General features: G+C 45.4%; 15 protein-coding genes. 12 read left to right on the top strand and 3 right to left on the bottom strand.

Annotated elements, in window-relative coordinates; all coding sequences use genetic code 11:
• Positions 1-172 precede the first annotated feature (172 nt).
• From QMY49_RS08880 to QMY49_RS08870, 3 genes are all read left to right on the top strand, one after another.
• The gene (locus QMY49_RS08880) at positions 173-2,611 is read left to right on the top strand and encodes a M9 family metallopeptidase (protein WP_283311072.1); all 2,439 of its coding nucleotides are present in this window, start codon (positions 173-175) and stop codon (positions 2,609-2,611) included.
• A 443-nt stretch (positions 2,612-3,054) separates the two neighbouring features.
• On the top strand, positions 3,055-3,306 hold the full coding sequence (locus QMY49_RS08875; RefSeq protein WP_005450822.1) for a hypothetical protein: 252 nt from the start codon (positions 3,055-3,057) through the stop codon (positions 3,304-3,306).
• A gap of 428 nt (positions 3,307-3,734) precedes the next feature.
• A complete protein-coding gene (locus QMY49_RS08870; RefSeq protein WP_283311070.1) occupies positions 3,735-4,763 on the top strand; it encodes a metal-dependent hydrolase in 1,029 nt (342 codons plus the stop codon).
• 214 nt (positions 4,764-4,977) lie between these two features.
• Here the strand turns inward: QMY49_RS08870 and miaE are convergent, their stop codons facing one another.
• Entirely contained in the window at positions 4,978-5,757 is a 780-nt protein-coding gene (gene miaE, locus QMY49_RS08865; protein ID WP_283311069.1) for a tRNA isopentenyl-2-thiomethyl-A-37 hydroxylase MiaE, read from the bottom strand.
• A gap of 126 nt (positions 5,758-5,883) precedes the next feature.
• A complete protein-coding gene (locus tag QMY49_RS08860; RefSeq protein ID WP_005450816.1) occupies positions 5,884-6,648 on the bottom strand; it encodes a hypothetical protein in 765 nt (254 codons plus the stop codon).
• 339 nt (positions 6,649-6,987) lie between these two features.
• On the opposite strand from QMY49_RS08860, the gene cysB reads away from it, so the two are divergent.
• Entirely contained in the window at positions 6,988-7,962 is a 975-nt protein-coding gene (cysB, locus tag QMY49_RS08855) for an HTH-type transcriptional regulator CysB (protein WP_005450814.1), read from the top strand.
• A 53-nt stretch (positions 7,963-8,015) separates the two neighbouring features.
• Complete coding sequence (locus QMY49_RS08850) at positions 8,016-9,212, top strand: methyltransferase (RefSeq protein WP_283311067.1); 1,197 nt, start codon at positions 8,016-8,018, stop codon at positions 9,210-9,212.
• 93 nt (positions 9,213-9,305) lie between these two features.
• Here QMY49_RS08850 and ald read toward each other — a convergent pair whose 3' ends face one another.
• Positions 9,306-10,430, bottom strand: a complete 1,125-nt coding sequence (gene ald / locus QMY49_RS08845; protein ID WP_005450810.1) for an alanine dehydrogenase — start codon at positions 10,428-10,430, stop codon at positions 9,306-9,308.
• A 156-nt stretch (positions 10,431-10,586) separates the two neighbouring features.
• Between ald and lrp the strand changes: the two genes are divergently transcribed.
• The 7 genes from lrp to QMY49_RS08810 all read left to right on the top strand — a co-directional run bounded on the left by lrp (position 10,587) and on the right by QMY49_RS08810 (position 19,471).
• The gene (lrp, locus tag QMY49_RS08840) at positions 10,587-11,081 is read left to right on the top strand and encodes a leucine-responsive transcriptional regulator Lrp (protein WP_005437169.1); all 495 of its coding nucleotides are present in this window, start codon (positions 10,587-10,589) and stop codon (positions 11,079-11,081) included.
• A gap of 152 nt (positions 11,082-11,233) precedes the next feature.
• Entirely contained in the window at positions 11,234-14,503 is a 3,270-nt protein-coding gene (locus QMY49_RS08835; protein ID WP_283311065.1) for a DNA translocase FtsK 4TM domain-containing protein, read from the top strand.
• A 61-nt stretch (positions 14,504-14,564) separates the two neighbouring features.
• The gene (gene lolA, locus QMY49_RS08830) at positions 14,565-15,191 is read left to right on the top strand and encodes an outer membrane lipoprotein periplasmic chaperone LolA (protein WP_005450808.1); all 627 of its coding nucleotides are present in this window, start codon (positions 14,565-14,567) and stop codon (positions 15,189-15,191) included.
• Positions 15,192-16,547 (top strand): replication-associated recombination protein A, encoded by a 1,356-nt coding sequence (locus QMY49_RS08825; protein WP_017819143.1) that lies wholly within the window; start codon positions 15,192-15,194, stop codon positions 16,545-16,547.
• Positions 16,548-16,639: 92 nt separating this feature from the next.
• A complete protein-coding gene (serS, locus tag QMY49_RS08820; protein WP_017819144.1) occupies positions 16,640-17,947 on the top strand; it encodes a serine--tRNA ligase in 1,308 nt (435 codons plus the stop codon).
• A gap of 203 nt (positions 17,948-18,150) precedes the next feature.
• Positions 18,151-19,053: an N-acetylmuramidase domain-containing protein gene (locus QMY49_RS08815; RefSeq protein WP_045488171.1), complete on the top strand. Its 903-nt coding sequence runs from the start codon at positions 18,151-18,153 to the stop codon at positions 19,051-19,053.
• Entirely contained in the window at positions 19,043-19,471 is a 429-nt protein-coding gene (locus QMY49_RS08810) for a hypothetical protein (RefSeq protein ID WP_017188206.1), read from the top strand. The genes QMY49_RS08815 and QMY49_RS08810 overlap by 11 nt, the downstream gene beginning before the upstream one ends.
• Positions 19,472-19,492 lie beyond the last annotated feature (21 nt).

Raw genomic sequence — 19,492 nt, 5'->3', positions numbered from 1 at the left:
TCTTGCTGAGCTTTTTTATTTGAATTCATAAGTTTATCAATATTTTGTAAAACGTTTTCGTTTAAATATTTCTGAACTAACTTCATAAAAAGTTATGCTATCAATTGCACCTAATTGTGCAAGGGGAATATAAATCACCGCTCAAATATATAACTAATTAATGAGTGTTGTTATGTCTCATACCCGTCTATTCCCACGTCATCGCTTGGCGCTAGCTTGCATGCTTGCCAGTGTTTCCAGTTTCTCATTTGCCCAAGAACAATGTGATGTTGCTGATCTTCAGCATGCGGTTGATCTTGCTTCCGCAGTGTCTGCTGCCGACTATCACTGTTACAGCTCTTGGTTTTCTGCTCCTGCTGACTCGCTAAATGATATTTACACCGAAGCGAGCTTGAGTCGCATTCAAACTGTATTAAATCAAGAAATTACTCGTTATCGAGGTGACGCCGAGCAAGCGCGTAAGTTAGAAAACTTGGGTGAATTTGTGCGTGCTGCTTACTATGTGCGCTATAACGCGCAGCAACCGAATTTCTCTCAAGCTCTGAGCCAACGCTTTGCGCAGTCAATAAATGCGTTTCTTGCTAACCCACATGCGCTTGATCAAGGTCGCGAACAAGTGGGGGCGATGAAGAGTTTGACCTTAATGGTCGACAACGTAAGACAATTACCGTTGACCATGGATGCTCAGCTCACTGCTCTTCGTCACTTTAATCGCGAGACGGCAAAAGATACGCAGTGGGTGGCTGGGCTGAACAATCTATTCCGTGCCATGGCAGGGCATGCGTCGAAGGATGATTTTTATCGTTACATGGCAAGTCACACACAGCACATCGATACCTTAGCTGCCTTTGCTCGTGATAACGCTTGGGCGCTTGATACTGATGCTAGCTTCCTCGTGTACAACGCGGTACGTGAAACTGGTCGTTTGCTAGCAAGTCCGGATAAAGCGACTAAAGAAAAAGCACTACGTGTAATGCAGCAAGTGATGGTGCAAAACCCGTTGGGTAGCAAACACGACAAACTTTGGTTAGCGGCAGTTGAGATGATGAGCTATTACGCGCCGGAAGGGTTGAATGGTCTCGATTTAGACCAAGCAAAACATGATTTAGCTGCGCGTGTTTTACCGAATCGTCATGAGTGTGATGGTCCTGCAATTATTCGCTCACAAGATCTGACCCAAGCTCAGGCGATAGAAGCATGTGACGTGCTTTCTGCCAAAGAAGCGGACTTTCACCAAGTTGCGAATACCGGGAATCAGCCAGTGGCAGATGACCATAACGAACGGGTAGAAGTGGCAGTGTTTGCTAATAATGGCAGCTATGTAGATTATTCATCTTTCTTATTTGGTAACACAACTGATAATGGTGGACAGTACCTAGAAGGTAACCCATCAGAAGCCGGCAATGTGGCGCGCTTTGTCGCTTATCGTTACGCCAATGGTGATGAGCTTTCTATTCTCAATCTAGAGCATGAGTACACCCATTATCTGGATGCGAGATTCAACCAATACGGTTCGTTTAGCGATAACTTGGCACATGGCTATGTTGTTTGGTGGTTAGAAGGTTTCGCTGAATACATGCATTACAAACAAGGCTATGACGCAGCAATTGGTTTGATTGACAATGGAAAGATGAGTTTGTCGGATGTGTTTGCAACCACTTACTCTCACGATTCCAACCGTATTTATCGCTGGGGTTACCTAGCCGTACGTTTTATGTTGGAAGAGCATCCTCAGGAAGTGGACACTCTGCTGGCGCTTTCGCGTACTGGTGAGTTTAAGCAATGGGCGCAGCAAGTGCAGATATTAGGTCAGCAATACAACGGCGAGTTTGACCGCTGGTTAGATTCTGTTGCTAACCAACCAGAGCAGCCAGACCCAAATCCAGATACCAAGCCAGACGAGCCGACAGACCCTTCTGCTCAAGTCACGGCGCTAGCGACCAACCAAAGCGTGGTAATTAGTGGGGAAGCATACAGTGAGCAGTTGTTCTATGTTGACGTTCCAGAGAAGAGCACACACTTTGAAGTCGCGTTGCAAGGTGAGAATCAAGGTGATGCAGACCTTTACATGAGCTTTGAGAAAGAAGCGCATTACTACGATTTTGAATTCAGCCAGTACGCAGATGGTAGTAATGAGGTAGTCACCTTTGAGACCGAACCTTCTGGCTACATTAAACCTGGTCGATACTACATCACCATTGCTGGTCGTACTGAATTTAATGCTGTGACTCTGGTTGCGACGCTAGAGACAGAAGCAGAAACACCCCCAACACAAGAACAAGATGATTTAGCGCCTGTAGTGTTGGAATCTGGTCAGGCAAAGACCTTAACCGTGCATCAACAACGTTACGCTGCGGTATATGTTCCGCAAGGCGTAAAAGAAGTTCGCGTATGGTTAAGTGATAAAAATAACAATGACGAAAATGGCAATGTTGACCTCTACGCTAGCCGAGCGTACTGGCCGACAGTAGAACAGCACGAATATGCATCAAACTACTGGGGCAGCAATGAATATCTGCAAATTCCAGTTACCGAAGCTGGTTACTTGCATTTCTCATTAAATGCTAAGCAGCAAGGGGATGATGTCGAGATGCTGGTATATTTTTACTGAACTATACCCAAGTAACCTTGAGATGCTAGGTTCAGTGAGAATGACTTGGTTTGTAGACGCGGCGGCGATTTAGCGATCTAGTCACTTTAAATTAAGCCAAAGCCGGACGTAGTTGTCCGGCTTTTTCGTATCAAGATTCTGAGCTTCTATATTTCTTCGGCAGAGTAGGTAAGTGGTTCTGCGATGTACGTTTATTTTGTCTGCTTCTCTTACTATCGATATCTCTTTATATCCTCTACGAGCGGCTGACATTGCTTGTCTAGCTATATCGATTGTCTAGTTATGATGATTAAAAACAATCATTTAAACCAATGTGCGGTAAATCATGTTTTGCTATTTTATGACGTGATGCTGCAATAAAGTTGTCATGTTTGGGCTATAAGTTGTGCGACTTAAATGAGCGAGCTAAATGGCTCAACACTCAACCTGAAGATTAGAGAATCATGGTAAAAGCTGTAAACCCAACGGATGAAATCATCATTAAGTTGCTTCAACACCAAGGCTGTATCAAAAGCGAAGCAGAAGTTCTTTTAAAGAAAGAGGTCTACCGTCTCCAGCCAGACGAAATTGAGAAAGTGAAAAACTATGCTCAGCATTTCGGTATCGATGCGAAAGAAAAACTCATTGATGAGATCTTGGAGCTTCGAAGAGAAACGCTGTTAAAGAAGATTGCCAGCACTGAGGTGCCGAACTAGCCTAAGGTGATGCTCAATCCTGTCTCGACATTTGATCGACTTCTATACCCAAGTAACCTCGAGATGCTCGGTTCAGCGAGAATGACTGGGTTTGTAGACGCGGCGGCGATTTAAAGGTCTAGCGGGTCTAAATCAAGAATCGACAACAAAGTATACAAGCCCAGTCAACTCGCCCTTTGGGAGCGTGTCATTGACCCGATTGCTGCGTCAAACAACTTGGAAAGAGCGGGCTATTACGCTACGTTGTTTTCCTTGAACTCGAATCAATGACAACGCTCTGAATCCTGCATCTTGAAGTCACTTGGGTATATTGTGTAAAAGTAAGTAAATAAGAGAGTGAAATAAGGCGAGTTGTTTGACTCCTATCGGAATGCGTTTTAGTTTTCGGCTTAATCAATCTTTGTCATGAATAGGTTTAGATAGCCAGTATGGACTCAATTACTCAAGCAGCATTAGGGGCAACGGTTTCAGGTGCAATAGCCGGCAAACGCTGCAATGCGAAAGTGTTATTAACGGGCGCAGCGCTCGGAACCTTGCCTGACCTAGATGTGATCCTTGATTATGGTGATGCGGTCCAAAATACGATTAAGCACCGTGGATTCTCTCACTCTTTACTTGTTTTACCTCCTTTCGCGTTGCTGATTTCTTGGCTGTACTGTCGATGGAGACCAGACACATTCTGGACGTTGTCTCGAGTATTTTTTCTGACTGTGAGTGTTTTGGTTACGCACACTTTATTGGATGCGATGACAACCTACGGCACCCAGTTAATATGGCCTTTTGAGGGCTATTTTGAGCTACGGAACGTCTTCATCATTGATCCGCTTTACACCTTACCTCTACTGGTCGCAATTGGTGTCGCTCTGTTTTCTAAATCGCGTGGTGGACAGTGGTGCCAAGCGGTTGTGCTGATCTCGACACTTTATCTGGGGTGGGGTTACGCTTCACAGCAGATCATTGCTTCCCGAGTGGAGCAAAACTTAATGACGCAGAGCCTACCAAATCAACAGGTGCTGATTACACCGACACCATTTAATACTCTGCTTTGGCGTGTAGTCGTGATGGATGATGGTAAATATTGGGAAGGTTTGGCATCAGTTTTCGACAATAGCGAACGCATTGATTTTGTCTCACATCCTCTAGGCAGTTGGCCACTAGAGGACAAACCGGATACGTTAAAAGGGCTTCAGGCGTTTTCACACAACTACCTTAACTACCGTGTAGAGAATGATGCATTGATTGTGACTGATTTACGATTAGGTATGTCTAACAACCTTTCCTTTGAGTTTGTTTTCGCCGAGAAGAGCCAAAGCGGGGAATGGCAGTTGTTGGAATCGACACAACGTTACCCAAGTGAGCGAAGCTTAGATCTGTTAGGGCAGCTGTGGGAAAGGCTGAAAGGCGATCAAACCATTGATGCAAATTTACAACGTATGGAGCTGAACGCACGTTCTTAGTTGGCGAGTAAAAGAGCTCCCCAACTCGCTCGTCCCTCACTCTTTAGGATGACGACGTTAGAATTGCTAACGCAACATAATGTCATTTCCAAAAGCGACGAAAGGGCGCAGTCGGGAATGTCTATGGAACACTGAGTTACAGCAAGTGCCGAACCAGATACAGAAAAGCCGGATGTGATGTCCGGCTTTTTGCTATTTACTTCAGGTTCGCAACTTAAGCTGCTAGTACAGGCACACCACTGTGAAACTTAAAATCGTCGTCTGGAGTTGAAATCAGCTCGGCTTCGATACGACCAAACTCTGCCACGCGCTCGCTAATATCTTTACCCGCGATTTGCTCTGCCAGAATCAAATAATCCTGATAATGACGCGCCTCTGAACGCAGCAGAGAAACATAAAACTTGGCAATATCTTCATCCATATGCGGAGCCAGTTTAGCGAAACGCTCACACGAACGCGCTTCGATGTAAGCACCGATGATGAGCTTATCAATCAAGGTTTCTGGTTCATGCGTTTTCATGTGTGAAATTAAGGTTTTTGCGTAGCGGCTTGCTGGAATGTTCTGGTACTCAATGCCACGGCTTTCCATGATTTCGAGCACTTGGTAGAAGTGGTGCAACTCTTCTTTGATCAGCAGAACCATCTTATCGATCAGATCCTGACTGTATGGTGAATCAGACTTAGCGATGATGGCTTTAGAAATATTGCTCTTACCTTTTAGTGTCTCTAATGACCCCGTTTTACGGTAAGCGAAATCTTCGTAGGGTTTAAACCAGTCGAGCAGGGCGTGTGAACTTGCTTTGTCTATGGCGTATTTACGGATCAAGAACATCGCAGACTGACCCGCTTTCAGCTCACACAGTAGATGGTCTAATAAAATGGTTTGAAGGTTTTCCCGCTTCTTTGCTTCTTCAACCCACTCATCTGGGGTGCTGCACTGCAAGAATTGGTTAATTGGAGCAAGAAGATCCTGATAGGCGTCGAGATTCATCATTTTAATTTTTAGCACTTTACATTCAAATTTGGGTTATCCAGCCTGTGTCATTTTCAGAGTAATAAGACACAAAAAAGGCTGCAAACGCAGCCTTTAATCGGATAGGGCGGAAAGCTTGTGGAGAGTTTACCACTTTTTCTTTTCACCGAAGAGCGCATCCATATCACTGTCACGCTCTTTATCGGCAATTTGCTGCATTTCTGCGTCGTTCTTGTCCTGGCGTTTCTTATCAAGATCACCAAGCATTTCTTCAAGCTTTTGTTTTGCTTGAACTGAATAAGCATCATTTTTTGTGCTCAGAGCATCAATACCTTTGCGAAGCAATTGCAGAGCGGTACCAGGCTGACCACGAGCAATCGAATCGTTTGCACGCTTAATGACGTTTTCGATGTTAATACGAATCTGCATGGTTTCCAGACGCGCGTTTTCAGTCACATAAGTTTGTGTATCGAGTCGACCTTTGTTGTGCTCGTTACGAACGGTGTCACGCAGGCGTTTTACCAGTTTCAGCATCAAGATAGCTTGCTTGTCGCTGCTTGGCATTTTAAACGTCGTGCTTTCGCCGCTTTGATTGCTCTCATTCAGTTGGGCAATCTGCTGTTTCATGTTCTCGACGCGCTGAACAAGTTGTTTGTTCTTCGGATCGAGGTCACGCATGCTTTCAAGCGCATCAAGAATGCGATTATTAAGACATAACAGTAAGTCCTTGCTGAAAGGAATATGATGAGCGTGTCCAATCAGCTCTTCTGTACCGTCAATCAGTGCCACGTAGCGAGCAGACTCTTGTCTTTTCGCTGTCTCTACTTTGACCTTGTACTGCAACATGATGTTATAGCCAAGGATCAGTACCAGTAGGATGACTACCAAAGCGATTATTAAACCAGTATTCATATCTTTGCGTCTGCTTTTTTACTTTTGTATGGCTAGCGTTCAAGAATACATGAATCTTATCTTTCTCGGCACCCTATTTGTTTGATTATTTTGCCCCAAACACGTTTTCCGACGTAATTAAGCACGGAATGCGGTGAGCTGTAAGAAAAAGCGAATTTTTAAAATTCAACTCTATGCATATTTAATCAAGGAGTTCGATTCGCTATGAGTTTGAGCTATAAGTTAGAAATTACTGTTCATTTAGTTGCTAACACGTTATAACTAATCATTATATCTACTCGGGCGAGTAGACAAGATAAGTATGACGTTATTATCTCAATCAATGAGTAAGGGATTACGATGAAGCTGCAACAACTGAAGTACATTGTTGAGGTTGTGAACCATAATCTGAATGTTTCTGCGACGGCAGAGAGCCTATATACCTCTCAGCCTGGTATCAGTAAGCAAGTTCGTTTGCTGGAAGATGAATTGGGTATTCAGATCTTTGAACGAAGTGGTAAACACTTAACGCAGGTGACACCCGCTGGTGAAGAAATCGTGCGAATTTCTCAAGAGATTCTGGCGCGGGTTGAAAGCATTAAGGCGGTTGCTGGTGAACATACTCACCCTGAAATGGGTACGTTGAACATTTCTACCACTCACACCCAAGCACGTTACGCACTTCCTGACGTGATCAAAGGCTTTACGGCACGTTACCCGAAAGTGTCGCTGCACATGCACCAAGGTACGCCTTCGCAAATGTCTGAAGCGATTGCGAAAGGTACGGCCAATTTCGCGATTGCGACAGAAGCTCTTCACCTTTACCAAGATGCCATTATGCTGCCTTGTTACCACTGGAATCGTTCGATCGTGGTACCAAAAGAACATCCATTGGCGAAGAAAGACACGGTAACCATTCACGATTTAGCAGCTTACCCATTGGTGACTTACGTGTTCGGCTTTACTGGTCGCTCTGAACTGGATACGGCATTTAACCGCGAAGGTTTGACGCCGCGCGTTGTGTTCACTGCGACAGATGCTGACGTGATTAAAACTTACGTTCGTATGGGCATTGGAGTCGGTGTGATTGCAAGTATGGCGGTTGATGAAGACCAAGACAGCGATTTGGTTGCGATTGACGCAAGCCACTTATTTGGTGCGAGTACGACAAGCATCGGTTTCCGTCGCGGTACCTTCCTACGTTCTTACATGTTCGACTTTATGGAGCGTTTTGCACCGCACTTGACTCGTCCGGTAGTTGAACAAGCGATTTCTCTGAAATCGAACTCGGAAATTGAAGAGATGTTTAAAGACATCGAGCTTCCGGTTAGATAACACTTCATTGATGTTTCGATTCCCTCTACAATGCGCTCGTTGTAGGGGGAGCTATGAAAACGCAATTTCAATTTATTAATGACTGCTTAATCGAAAACCAATCTTTGTGGCGATTCGAGCCATTTAAAAGCAGCGTTCACGTATCGTTACCTTGGCAAGAGCAACACCCTCAGTTGTGCCAATGGTTAGCGTCTCTTAGTCCCTCTCAAATCGAAGAATATAAAGCGGAACCAGAACTTGCGCTAAAAGCACTCAGTCCGTTTTTGCCTGAACTTGAACAACTCGCAGAACTCACTTTTTTAGAGCCACTAGATTTAAAGGGTTTGGAACTTGTCCGTGGTTTAGATAACGGCATCCCTGGTCGTAAGTTAGAGCAAATTAGCTCGATGGGCGAAGCGGCGATTCAACATCATCACGGTGAAGAATGGCTTGAGTGGTGTTCAGGTAAAGGGTATTTGGGACGAATCCTGACAACGCAAACCGATCAACCTGTTACTAGTTTTGAATACCAGCAAGCGCTGTGTGACTCAGGGCAACAAGCGGCGAATGAACACCATTGGAAGATGACGTTTATTCAAGGCGATGCGTTCGATAGCAAAGCGAGAGCGGTATTTAAACCGACGCAACACGCGGTAGCACTTCATGCTTGTGGTGATCTCCATGTTCGCTTAATGCAGTATGGAAGCGAGAATGGGATTGCTGCGATGACAATCTCACCTTGTTGTTACCATCTGATTCAGTCTGAGCAGTATCAGCCGATGTCGACGCAGGGCAGGGCTTCTTATCTCTCATTGTCTAAGCAAGAACTGCGTATTCCGTTACAACAAACAGTAACGGGCGGAGAACGTGTGCGACGTCATCGTCAGCAGGAAATGGTGTTTCGTCTTGGGTTTGATTTGATCACACGACAAGCGTTGGGCATGGAAGAGTACCAACCAGTTCCAAGTGTGCGTAAGTCGCAATTAAGTGAAGGATTTGAATCTTTGTGTCGCTGGGCTGCGGACCAGAAAGGTATCGATCTCTCTGGCCAAATCGACTTCGAACATTTCGAAAAGTTAGGCGAGAAGCGCTTTTGGCAAATGGAGCGTTTGAGCTTGGTTCAGTTGATGTTTCAACGACCGTTGGAGATTTGGCTTGCTTTGGACAAAGCACTTTATCTTGAAGAACGTGGTTATCGTGTTAGATTGGCAGAGTTTTGCGCTAAATCAGTCACACCTCGAAACATTTTAATTTGCGCTTATAAGGTTTAGTTATTTTTTATAATTAAATGCTCTATGCAAAAAAGCCCACTTTAATGTGGGCTTTTGTAAACAAAACGTGACAATTTGTGCGTTATTTTGTCATTAGTTGAACATTGCGATAGCTTGCGCTGGTTCAACGTATTCTAGGTCAAAGCTCTCAGCAACTTCTTTGCAAGTCACTTTACCGTGGATAACGTTTAGACCTTCAAGGAAACCTTTGTCTTCAAGAAGCGCTTCACGGTAGCCTTTGTTTGCTAGCTTCACGATGTATGGAAGCGTTGCGTTGTTCAGCGCGAATGTTGAAGTACGAGCAACTGCACCTGGCATGTTTGCTACACAGTAGTGAACGACTTCGTCAACGATGTAAGTTGGGTCTGCGTGTGTTGTTGCGTGAGAAGTTTCGAAACAACCACCTTGGTCGATGGCTACGTCAACAACCGCCGCACCTGGCTTCATCTTAGCGATATGCTCTTTTGTTACCAGTTTCGGTGCTGCTGCACCAGGGATTAGAACCGCGCCGATCACTAGGTCTGCTTCTAGAACATGCTTCTCGATAGCGTCTTCAGTAGAATAAACCACTTTAGCGCGACCTTGGAATTCTTCGTCTAATTTACGTAGAGTATCTACGTTACGGTCTAGGATAGTTACGTCTGCACGAAGACCAACAGCCATACGAGCTGCGTTCGCGCCAACTACACCGCCGCCAACGACAACAACTTTCGCAGGCTCAACACCAGGTACGCCACCTAGTAGTAGACCGCGACCGCCGTGCGATTTTTCCAACGTTTGCGCACCTGCTTGAATAGACATCCGACCTGCCACTTCTGACATTGGTGCTAACAGTGGCAAACGACCCATATTATCTGTTACAGTCTCATACGCTATACAGACAGCTTTGCTCTTGATTAGCTCTTCAGTTTGTGGAAAATCTGGTGCTAGGTGTAAATAAGTAAATAAAATCTGCCCTTCGCGGAGCATTGCTCTCTCGACAGCTTGGGGTTCTTTTACTTTTACAATCATATCTGCTTTCGCAAACACGTCTGTAGCAGTAGGAAGAATGGATGCGCCTACAGCGATGTAATCATCGTCTGAAAAACCAATGCCGGCACCTGCATTGGTCTCAACCAAAACTTGGTGACCATGTGAGATTAGCTCTCTCACGCTAGCTGGGATCATACCCACACGGTATTCGTGGTTCTTGATTTCCTTAGGTACGCCAATGATCATCCTGTGTCCTCTTTCTAAAATGGTTGTATTAACTGTTTGTAGGGTGTTATTGTCGAATTAATATCTAGTATAGATGTTGATTTGTAATATTTGGCACCAAATATTAAAAAGTTGTAGTATATTTTTTTGCAAGGAAGTAATAAGGTGGAATAAAAAATGGCAGACAACTATAAGAAGCCGTCCAAGGAACTAGACCGTATCGACCGCAACATTCTTAATGAACTGCAGAAAGACGGTCGTATTTCGAACGTTGAACTTTCAAAACGTGTAGGACTTTCTCCAACGCCGTGTTTGGAGCGTGTGCGTCGCTTAGAGCGTCAAGGTTACATCACAGGGTACACTGCGCTATTAAACCCGCAGTTCCTCGATGCATCACTATTGGTATTCGTAGAAATTACGTTGAACCGTGGTGCACCAGATGTGTTCGAGCAGTTTAACGCAGCTGTTCAAAAACTAGACGACATCCAAGAGTGTCATCTTGTATCAGGTGATTTCGACTATCTTCTAAAGACCCGTGTATCTGATATGGGTGCTTACCGTCGACTACTAGGCGATACGTTACTACGTCTTCCTGGCGTAAATGACACTCGTACGTACGTCGTTATGGAAGAAGTGAAGCAAACTAACCAGCTTGTGATTAAAACTCGTTAATTTCTTGCAAAGAAAGCGGTAAATGCTTCCGCTTTCTCCATAGAGTAATTGGGTTTTTCTCTTTGATATGGTTAAATCAATTTACCGAGCGGCTTTGTGCCGCTCGGAATGTTTTGCTTATTCCTAATTCATTTCCATATTCAAGTTGATTTATGTTCAAAGAGAACGCAAAGAAAGTCGAAACCATTATCAAAACCAGTGAAGAGCCTCAGTCTTCACGTCTAAATGGCTTCCAACGCTTAAAAGAGTGCTGCTTTATCGTTGGCGTTCTTAGCTCGGTATTGTTAGCCGTTGCACTATTTACCTTTAGCCCGGCTGATCCGTCTTGGTCCCAAACTGCTTGGGGGGGAGAGATCAATAACGCTGGTGGCTTGTTCGGCGCTTGGTTAGCCGACACGCTATTCTTTACCTTTGGTTCCCTTGCGTACCCACTGCCATTCCTGTTGACAGCAGGAGCATGGGTGATTTGCCGTAAGCGTTCTGAAGACGATCCTATCGACCTTATGTTGTGGGGTACTCGTCTACTTGGGTTAGTTATCCTCATTCTTACCAGTTGTGGTCTTGCTGATATTAACTTTGACGACATTTGGTATTTCTCATCTGGTGGTGTCGTTGGTGACGTACTAACCAGTCTATCTTTACCTACACTCAATGTGTTGGGTACAACGCTTGTGCTTCTTTTCCTATGGGGAGCCGGCTTTACTCTGTTTACCGGTATTTCTTGGCTGAAGATCGTCGAATGGTTAGGTGACCGTGCGCTTGGCTTAGTTGCTGCTGTTACTAATAAAGCTCGTGGTACTGAGCAAGAAACGCTAGAGCCTCAATTAGACGAGTTCGCTGAGGACCGAGTCGTGAGTAAGCGCGGTCAAGATGATCTTGAAGATGAACCTCTGCCGCACCTTACGGCTTATGATGTAGAAGAGCCGAAAGAAGAGGCGCCTGCACATGAATACCCGATCTACATGCCTCAATCTGCAGCGGAACAACCGAAACAGCAGTCTGCGACACAACCTATAGCGCAGCCAACGCCTCAACCAGCGGTTGTGAATGCAGCGCCACTACAATCTCAAGTTCAGCATCAAGCTCAAGAGCAAGCTCAATCAGTTGAGCCTGTTCGAGCAGTGAACACAGACAACGTGGATCCGACGGTTGAGCGTACTAAGCAACTGAATGTCACCATTGAGGAGCTAGAAGCGGCAGCGCAACAAGCTGACGACTGGGCTGATGAAACGCCACAAGTTCAAGTATCACAAGCCCAAGAGCCAGTGGTTGCACCTATTGTGGCTCAGCCTGAAGCGCCACAGTCCGTTGCTCAAGAACCAGCTCCACAGCAAGTTGATCATCAACAAGCGCTACAAGAACCGTTTGTGGCACCTGAACCAACAGTCTTTGAACAGGTCGAGAATGAGCCAAGCTACGATGAGTATGCTCAGTTTGAAGCAGATCAGGCTCAACAGCCCCAAGTTGTTCAAGAACAAGCATTAGTTCACGCCCCAATCGAACAGCCAACTACAGAGCAACCTCTACATGAAGAGCCTGTAATTAACGCTGCAGCTTTGGATAACATTGCAGAACAAACAGAGCCAAGCCAGCACATCGAGCCAACGATTTCGAACTTTGATGTCTTGGATGAAGAAGATGATTACCAAACGCAACAACCTGTACAGCAAGCTCAGCCTACACATGTTGAGCCGCAACAACCTGTTTCTCAGCCTGTACAACCGCAGGCTATACAAGAACAACCCATGCAGCACCAAGCTGCGCCTCAGCCGGTAGCACCAGCGCCTCAAGATGTCGAGGTAGAAGAGGTTCAAGAAGGTGACCAAGACGTAGCGGCGTTCCAAAACTTGGTTTCGAGCGCTCAAGCGAAAGTGGCTGCTCAGCAAAACCCATTCTTGGTACAACAAGAGCAAAACTTGCCAGTACCAGCAGAGCCATTGCCAACGCTAGAATTGCTTTACCACCCAGAGAAACGCGACAACTTTATCGACCGCGACGCTTTGGAGGAGGTGGCTCGTTTGGTTGAAACCAAACTTGCAGATTACAAGATTAAAGCTGATGTAGTCGGTATTTACCCAGGTCCTGTTATCACTCGATTCGAGCTTGATTTGGCTCCGGGCGTAAAAGTGAGCCGTATTTCAGGTTTGTCTATGGACTTGGCTCGTGCATTGTCAGCAATGGCAGTACGTGTTGTCGAAGTTATTCCAGGCAAACCGTATGTGGGTCTAGAGTTGCCTAATATGAGCCGCCAAACCGTGTTCCTGTCTGATGTAATCAACAGTCCTCAATTTGAACAAGCAACCTCGCCGACAACAGTCGTTCTTGGTCAAGATATTGCTGGTGAAGCGGTTATTGCTGATATTGCGAAGATGCCTCACGTGTTAGTTGCGGGTACGACTGGTTCTGGTAAGTCGGTGGGTGTGAACGTCATGATCTTGAGTATGCTGTATAAAGCATCGCCTGAAGATCTGCGTTTCATCATGATCGACCCGAAAATGTTGGAACTTTCAATCTACGAAGGTATCCCTCATCTTCTTTCTGAAGTTGTAACGGACATGAAAGACGCGTCTAACGCGCTACGTTGGTGTGTAGGCGAGATGGAACGTCGTTATAAACTGATGTCGGCATTGGGCGTCCGTAATGTCAAAGGCTTCAACGAGAAGTTGAAGATGGCAGCAGAAGCGGGTCATCCAATTCATGACCCATTCTGGCAAGAAGGCGACAGCATGGACACTGAGCCACCGTTGCTAGAGAAACTGCCTTACATCGTTGTGGTTGTCGACGAATTTGCCGACCTAATGATGGTGGTAGGTAAGAAGGTTGAAGAACTGATTGCTCGTTTGGCACAGAAAGCGCGTGCGGCTGGTATTCACTTGATCCTTGCGACGCAGCGCCCATCGGTTGACGTTATTACCGGTCTGATTAAAGCGAACATTCCAACGCGTGTGGCATTTACAGTATCTACTAAGACTGACTCGCGCACGATTCTTGACCAAGGCGGCGCAGAATCACTACTCGGTATGGGTGACATGCTTTACCTACCTCCGGGTTCAAGCCATACAATCCGTGTTCACGGTGCGTTTGCGTCGGATGATGATGTTCACGCTGTTGTGAACAACTGGAAAGCGCGTGGTAAGCCTAATTACATCGACGAAATCATCAGTGGTGACCAAGGTCCAGAAAGTCTGCTTCCGGGTGAACAGATGGAATCGGATGAAGAAGTGGACCCATTGTTCGATCAAGTCGTAGAGCATGTGGTTCAATCTCGTCGTGGGTCGGTTTCTGGCGTACAACGTCGATTCAAGATTGGTTACAACCGAGCGGCTCGAATTGTTGAGCAGCTTGAAGCGCAAGGCATCGTAAGTGCTCCGGGTCATAACGGTAACCGTGAAGTACTGGCTCCTGCGCCACCAAAAGATTAATGAACTTGTGTTACTCACCTCAGTCCAACTGAGGTGAGTGGTTCTAACAATAGGTATCTGAATGAACAAACTATTTTCAGCGAAACTTTTCTCTGCGCTTGTTTTAAGCTTTTCTCTCTTCTCTACTGCACATGCCGCGTCTCCTAAAGATGAATTAAACAAACGCCTGTCTATGAATGATGGCTTCAGTGCGGATTTCTCACAGCAAGTAATCAGCCCAGAAGGTGAAACAGTCATGGAAGGGGAAGGTACGGTTGAAATTGCTCGTCCAAGCCTGTTCCGCTGGAGCACGACATTCCCTGACGAAAACTTGCTGGTCTCTGATGGTAAAACACTGTGGTACTACAGCCCATTCATTGAACAAGTCAGCATCTACTGGCAAGAGCAAGCAACAGAGCAAACGCCATTTGTTTTGCTAACGCGTAATCGCGCAAGTGATTGGGATAACTACAAGATTTCTCAAAAAGGTGACGAGTTCACCCTCATTCCTACCGCAGTAGACTCCACACAAGGTCAATTCCAGATTAATATTGATGCAAAAGGTGTGGTGAAAGGCTTTAACGTAGTTGAGCAAGATGGTCAGAAGGGGCTGTTCAGCTTTAGCAACGTGAAGCTTGGCAAACCAAAAGCAGACAGATTCACCTTCACAATCCCAGATGGCGTGGAAGTGGATGATCAAAGGAATTAATTGGTAGTGAGCAATTACACATTAGATTTCTCGGGGGACGAAGATTTTCGTCCCCTTGCTGCTCGTATGAGACCGGAAACGATCGAACAATACATCGGACAGCAGCACATTTTAGGTCCTGGTAAGCCTTTACGTCGCGCGTTAGAAGCGGGTCATATTCACTCGATGATCTTGTGGGGACCACCAGGCACTGGCAAAACGACATTAGCGGAAGTTGCTGCAAACTATGCCAACGCAGAAGTAGAGCGTGTGTCTGCGGTGACGTCTGGTGTGAAAGAAATCCGTGCTGCAATCGAGAAAGCGCGTGAGAATAAAATGGCGGGTCGCCGTACCATCTTGTTTGTGGATGAGGTGCACCGCTTCAATAAATCTCAACAGGACGCGTTTTTACCTCATATTGAAGATGGAACCGTTACTTTTATCGGCGCGACCACAGAAAATCCATCGTTTGAGCTAAACAACGCATTGCTGTCACGTGCACGTGTGTACAAGCTGACTTCTTTAGATAAAAAAGAAATTTCATTAGCGTTGAACCAAGCCATTAGCGATAAAGAGCGTGGGTTGGGGAATACACCAGCACATTTCGCCGATAACGTATTAGATCGCTTAGCAGAACTGGTAAACGGTGATGCTCGCATGTCCCTCAATTACCTTGAGCTGCTCTATGATATGGCTGAGGATAATGCGCAGGGCGAAAAAGAGATCACTCTGAAGTTACTTGCGGAAGTCGCAGGGGAAAAGGTCTCTCGCTTTGATAACAAAGGCGACATTTGGTACGACTTAATCTCTGCGGTCCACAAATCCATTCGTGGCTCAAACCCTGATGCTGCGCTCTATTGGGCTGCGCGTATGATGGCTGCGGGTTGTGACCCTTTGTACATCGCACGCCGCCTGCTGGCTATTGCCTCTGAAGACGTAGGCAACGCAGATCCTCGCGCAATGCAAGTAGCCTTATCTGCTTGGGACTGTTTTACCCGTGTTGGTCCGGCAGAAGGTGAGCGCGCTATTGCACAGGCGATCGTGTACTTAGCGTGTGCGCCAAAAAGTAATGCGGTATACGTGGCGTGGAAACAAGCGCTCACAGATGCTCATAACTTGCCTGAATATGAAGTGCCGCATCACCTTCGAAATGCACCGACCAGTTTGATGAAAGACATGGGTTATGGGGCAGAGTATCGTTACGCGCACGATGAGCCTGGCGCTTACGCCGCAGGTGAGCAATATTTGCCGCCTGAAATGGGTGATCGTAGGTACTATCAGCCGACAAATCGTGGTCTAGAGACCAAAATCGGCGAAAAGTTAGATTACTTGGCTACTTTAGACGCAAATAGCCCACAAAAGCGCTATGAAAAGTAGGCGTTTTTGGATACATTTGTTCAGTAAATTTTTTTAACGCGCACGCCTTGGAAAGTGCGCGTGATTTCACAACAAAAAGCATAGGATTAACAATGCTGGATTCTAAATTACTTCGTACAGAGCTGGATGAAACAGCTGCTAAACTGGCGCGTCGTGGCTTTAAGCTAGACGTAGAGACTATTCGTAAACTTGAAGAACAACGTAAGTCCATTCAAGTAGAAGTAGAAAATTTACAATCCACGCGTAACTCCATCTCCAAGCAAATCGGCCAAAAAATGGCGGCTGGCGACAAAGAAGGCGCAGAAGAAATCAAGAAGCAAATCGGTACTCTAGGTAGCGATCTTGATGCGAAGAAAGTTGAACTTGAGCAAGTAATGGCTCAACTAGACGAATTCACGCTTTCTGTACCAAACATCCCAGCAGACGAAGTGCCAGATGGCAAAGATGAAAACGACAACGTTGAAATCTCTCGTTGGGGTGAGCCAAAGTCTTACGACTTCGAACTGAAAGATCACGTTGACCTAGGCGAAATGGGCGACGGTCTAGACTTCGCAAGTGCTGTTAAGATCACTGGCGCACGTTTCATCGTGATGAAAGGCCAATTTGCTCGTCTACACCGTGCAATCGCTCAGTTCATGCTAGATCTTCACACTGAAGAGCACGGCTACACAGAAATGTACGTACCTTACCTAGTAAACTCTGACAGCTTATTCGGTACTGGTCAGCTTCCTAAGTTTGGTAAAGATCTTTTCCACACTGAGCCACTAGTAGAAAAAGTAAACGACGAAGAGCCACGTAAACTGTCTCTAATCCCTACTGCAGAAGTACCTGTAACGAACCTAGTTCGTGACACGATTTCTGACGAAGCGGATCTACCAATTAAGATGACAGCTCACACGCCATGTTTCCGTTCAGAAGCCGGTTCTTACGGTCGTGATACTCGTGGTTTGATTCGTATGCACCAGTTCGACAAAGTTGAACTAGTACAAATCACTAAGCCAGAAGATTCAATGAACGCACTAGAAGAGCTAACAGGTCACGCTGAGAAAGTTCTACAACTTCTAGAGCTTCCTTACCGTAAAGTGGTTCTATGTACAGGTGACATGGGCTTCGGCGCTCGTAAGACTTACGACCTAGAAGTTTGGGTTCCTGCTCAAGAAACTTACCGTGAGATCTCTTCATGTTCTAACATGTGGGACTTCCAAGCTCGTCGTATGCAAGCGCGTTTCCGTCGTAAAGGCGAGAAGAAACCTGAGCTTGTACACACGCTAAACGGTTCTGGTCTTGCTGTAGGTCGTACAATGGTTGCTATCCTAGAAAACAACCAAGAAGCAGACGGCCGCATTGCAATCCCTACAGTACTTCAGAAGTACATGGCGGGCGCAACGCACATCGGTTAATTCATTGACCATTAGAACACCAAAACCCAGCCTTAGTGCTGGGTTTTTTGTTATCTGCGTCGAGTGAAAATACGTTGTTATGTAAATGTAGGATGAGGTATTGCATAGTTAGCCCAAATTATTAAAACCAGCCCCTAATGACATTTTTCTAAGCTTCATTGAGCGTGACAAGCTCCTCCAAAAGATAAAGAGGAGGTACTTTCATGGCTTCAATAAGAATAAGCGGCTCTGTTGGCTTGGGTGGTAAAAATGTGGATGGTGACATTCGTACGGTACAAAGGTCTATTAACCAATTGCTTGGTTCTTTAAAGGGAGTAAAGGAACTTAAAGTGGATGGGAAACTAGGCTCTAGACCGGAAAACTCCAAAACTGTCGGCGCAATTAAAGCTTTTCAGAAAAACCTTGTTGGGATGGCTCGTCCAGATGGAAGGATAGATGTGAATGGAAGAAGCCATCGTAAGCTGAATGATTATTTAAAACGAACACCTGAGACTGCGGTGGCATATACGTTACCTTTGGTTGGCTCAAGAGATGCGTTGACGGACTTGGATTATCGCAAAGTAGCTGAAACTCTTGGATGCGAAGTCGCTGCTATTAAAGCTGTAGCGGAAGTTGAGAGCCGAGGAGAAGCCTACTTTAGCAATGGTAAGCCAAAGATTTTGTTTGAGGCTCATATATTTTCGAGACTCACTTCAAGAGCCTACGATAACAGTCATCCAAGTATTTCAAGTCGGCATTGGAATCGAAGTCTTTATGTCGGTGGTATCTCAGAATACGTACGTTTAAATAAAGCGATTGAACTGAATTCAAATGCAGCAATCCGTTCCGCATCTTGGGGACGTTTCCAAATTATGGGCTTTAATTTCAAGTTAGCTGGTCATGTTACCGCTGAATCCTTTGTTAAAGCTGTATTCGAGTCGGAGAAGAAACAACTTGAGGCTTTTGTTACGTTTATCCAAAAGTCTGGCTTAGGTGAGCATATAAGAGATAAAAATTGGGCTGCCTTTGCTCATGGTTACAATGGTTCTGAGTATCAGAAAAATCAATACGACGTCAAATTAGAAAAGGCTTACAAAAAATATGCTTCGATTAAAAATGCTGCGTAACATTTCTTTGCTTGGACTTATTTTTAGTTCATCTGCTTGTGCTTCCAGCCACACTAATACTGCGCTATTTAAGTGTGATGCTTCACATCCTAACCGTCTAGAAATATCAATAGAAAACATAAACAGTCAGGTTCTACTGTCGGAGCTTAGCTTAGGGGGGAGCAGTATTGAAAGATCATTAGTTATAAAGGACTTTAAATTAGACCAGTATCATCGAGCGTTGGTAGATGAGAAGTCACTGGAATTTAGTATTGGTGAGCGCGTCATATTGGTTAGTGAGTACTTTAGCGAGGAGTTTGATGAGGTAGAGAAGATACTCAGTGTTACTTTGAGAGAGCCTGAGCAAACGCAGCATTTTGAATGCGAGGAAGGGAGTATGAGTAACCTTGCATTGCTTTTCCATGAGAGCGCCGAATAATCGATTACAGAGTAATTATTA

The organism is Vibrio harveyi (genome assembly GCF_030060435.1).
Lineage (GTDB): Bacteria > Pseudomonadota > Gammaproteobacteria > Enterobacterales > Vibrionaceae > Vibrio > Vibrio harveyi.
Note: the sequence above shows the minus strand (reverse complement) of the source record. Positions and strands in the feature narration are given on the sequence as shown.

Excerpts from the sequence above, each read along its gene's own strand:
- QMY49_RS08870 (WP_283311070.1), top strand. The coding sequence starts at position 3,735 with ATGGACTCAATTACTCAAGCAGCATTAGGGGCAACGGTTTCAGGTGCA.
- QMY49_RS08860 (WP_005450816.1), bottom strand. The coding sequence starts at position 6,648 with ATGAATACTGGTTTAATAATCGCTTTGGTAGTCATCCTACTGGTACTG.
- miaE (WP_283311069.1), bottom strand. The coding sequence starts at position 5,757 with ATGATGAATCTCGACGCCTATCAGGATCTTCTTGCTCCAATTAACCAA.
- lolA (WP_005450808.1), top strand. The coding sequence starts at position 14,565 with ATGAACAAACTATTTTCAGCGAAACTTTTCTCTGCGCTTGTTTTAAGC.
- lrp (WP_005437169.1), top strand. The coding sequence starts at position 10,587 with ATGGCAGACAACTATAAGAAGCCGTCCAAGGAACTAGACCGTATCGAC.
- QMY49_RS08875 (WP_005450822.1), top strand. The coding sequence starts at position 3,055 with ATGGTAAAAGCTGTAAACCCAACGGATGAAATCATCATTAAGTTGCTT.
- QMY49_RS08810 (WP_017188206.1), top strand. The coding sequence starts at position 19,043 with ATGCTGCGTAACATTTCTTTGCTTGGACTTATTTTTAGTTCATCTGCT.
- QMY49_RS08850 (WP_283311067.1), top strand. The coding sequence starts at position 8,016 with ATGAAAACGCAATTTCAATTTATTAATGACTGCTTAATCGAAAACCAA.
- QMY49_RS08815 (WP_045488171.1), top strand. The coding sequence starts at position 18,151 with ATGGCTTCAATAAGAATAAGCGGCTCTGTTGGCTTGGGTGGTAAAAAT.
- serS (WP_017819144.1), top strand. The coding sequence starts at position 16,640 with ATGCTGGATTCTAAATTACTTCGTACAGAGCTGGATGAAACAGCTGCT.
- cysB (WP_005450814.1), top strand. The coding sequence starts at position 6,988 with ATGAAGCTGCAACAACTGAAGTACATTGTTGAGGTTGTGAACCATAAT.
- QMY49_RS08835 (WP_283311065.1), top strand. The coding sequence starts at position 11,234 with ATGTTCAAAGAGAACGCAAAGAAAGTCGAAACCATTATCAAAACCAGT.
- ald (WP_005450810.1), bottom strand. The coding sequence starts at position 10,430 with ATGATCATTGGCGTACCTAAGGAAATCAAGAACCACGAATACCGTGTG.
- QMY49_RS08880 (WP_283311072.1), top strand. The coding sequence starts at position 173 with ATGTCTCATACCCGTCTATTCCCACGTCATCGCTTGGCGCTAGCTTGC.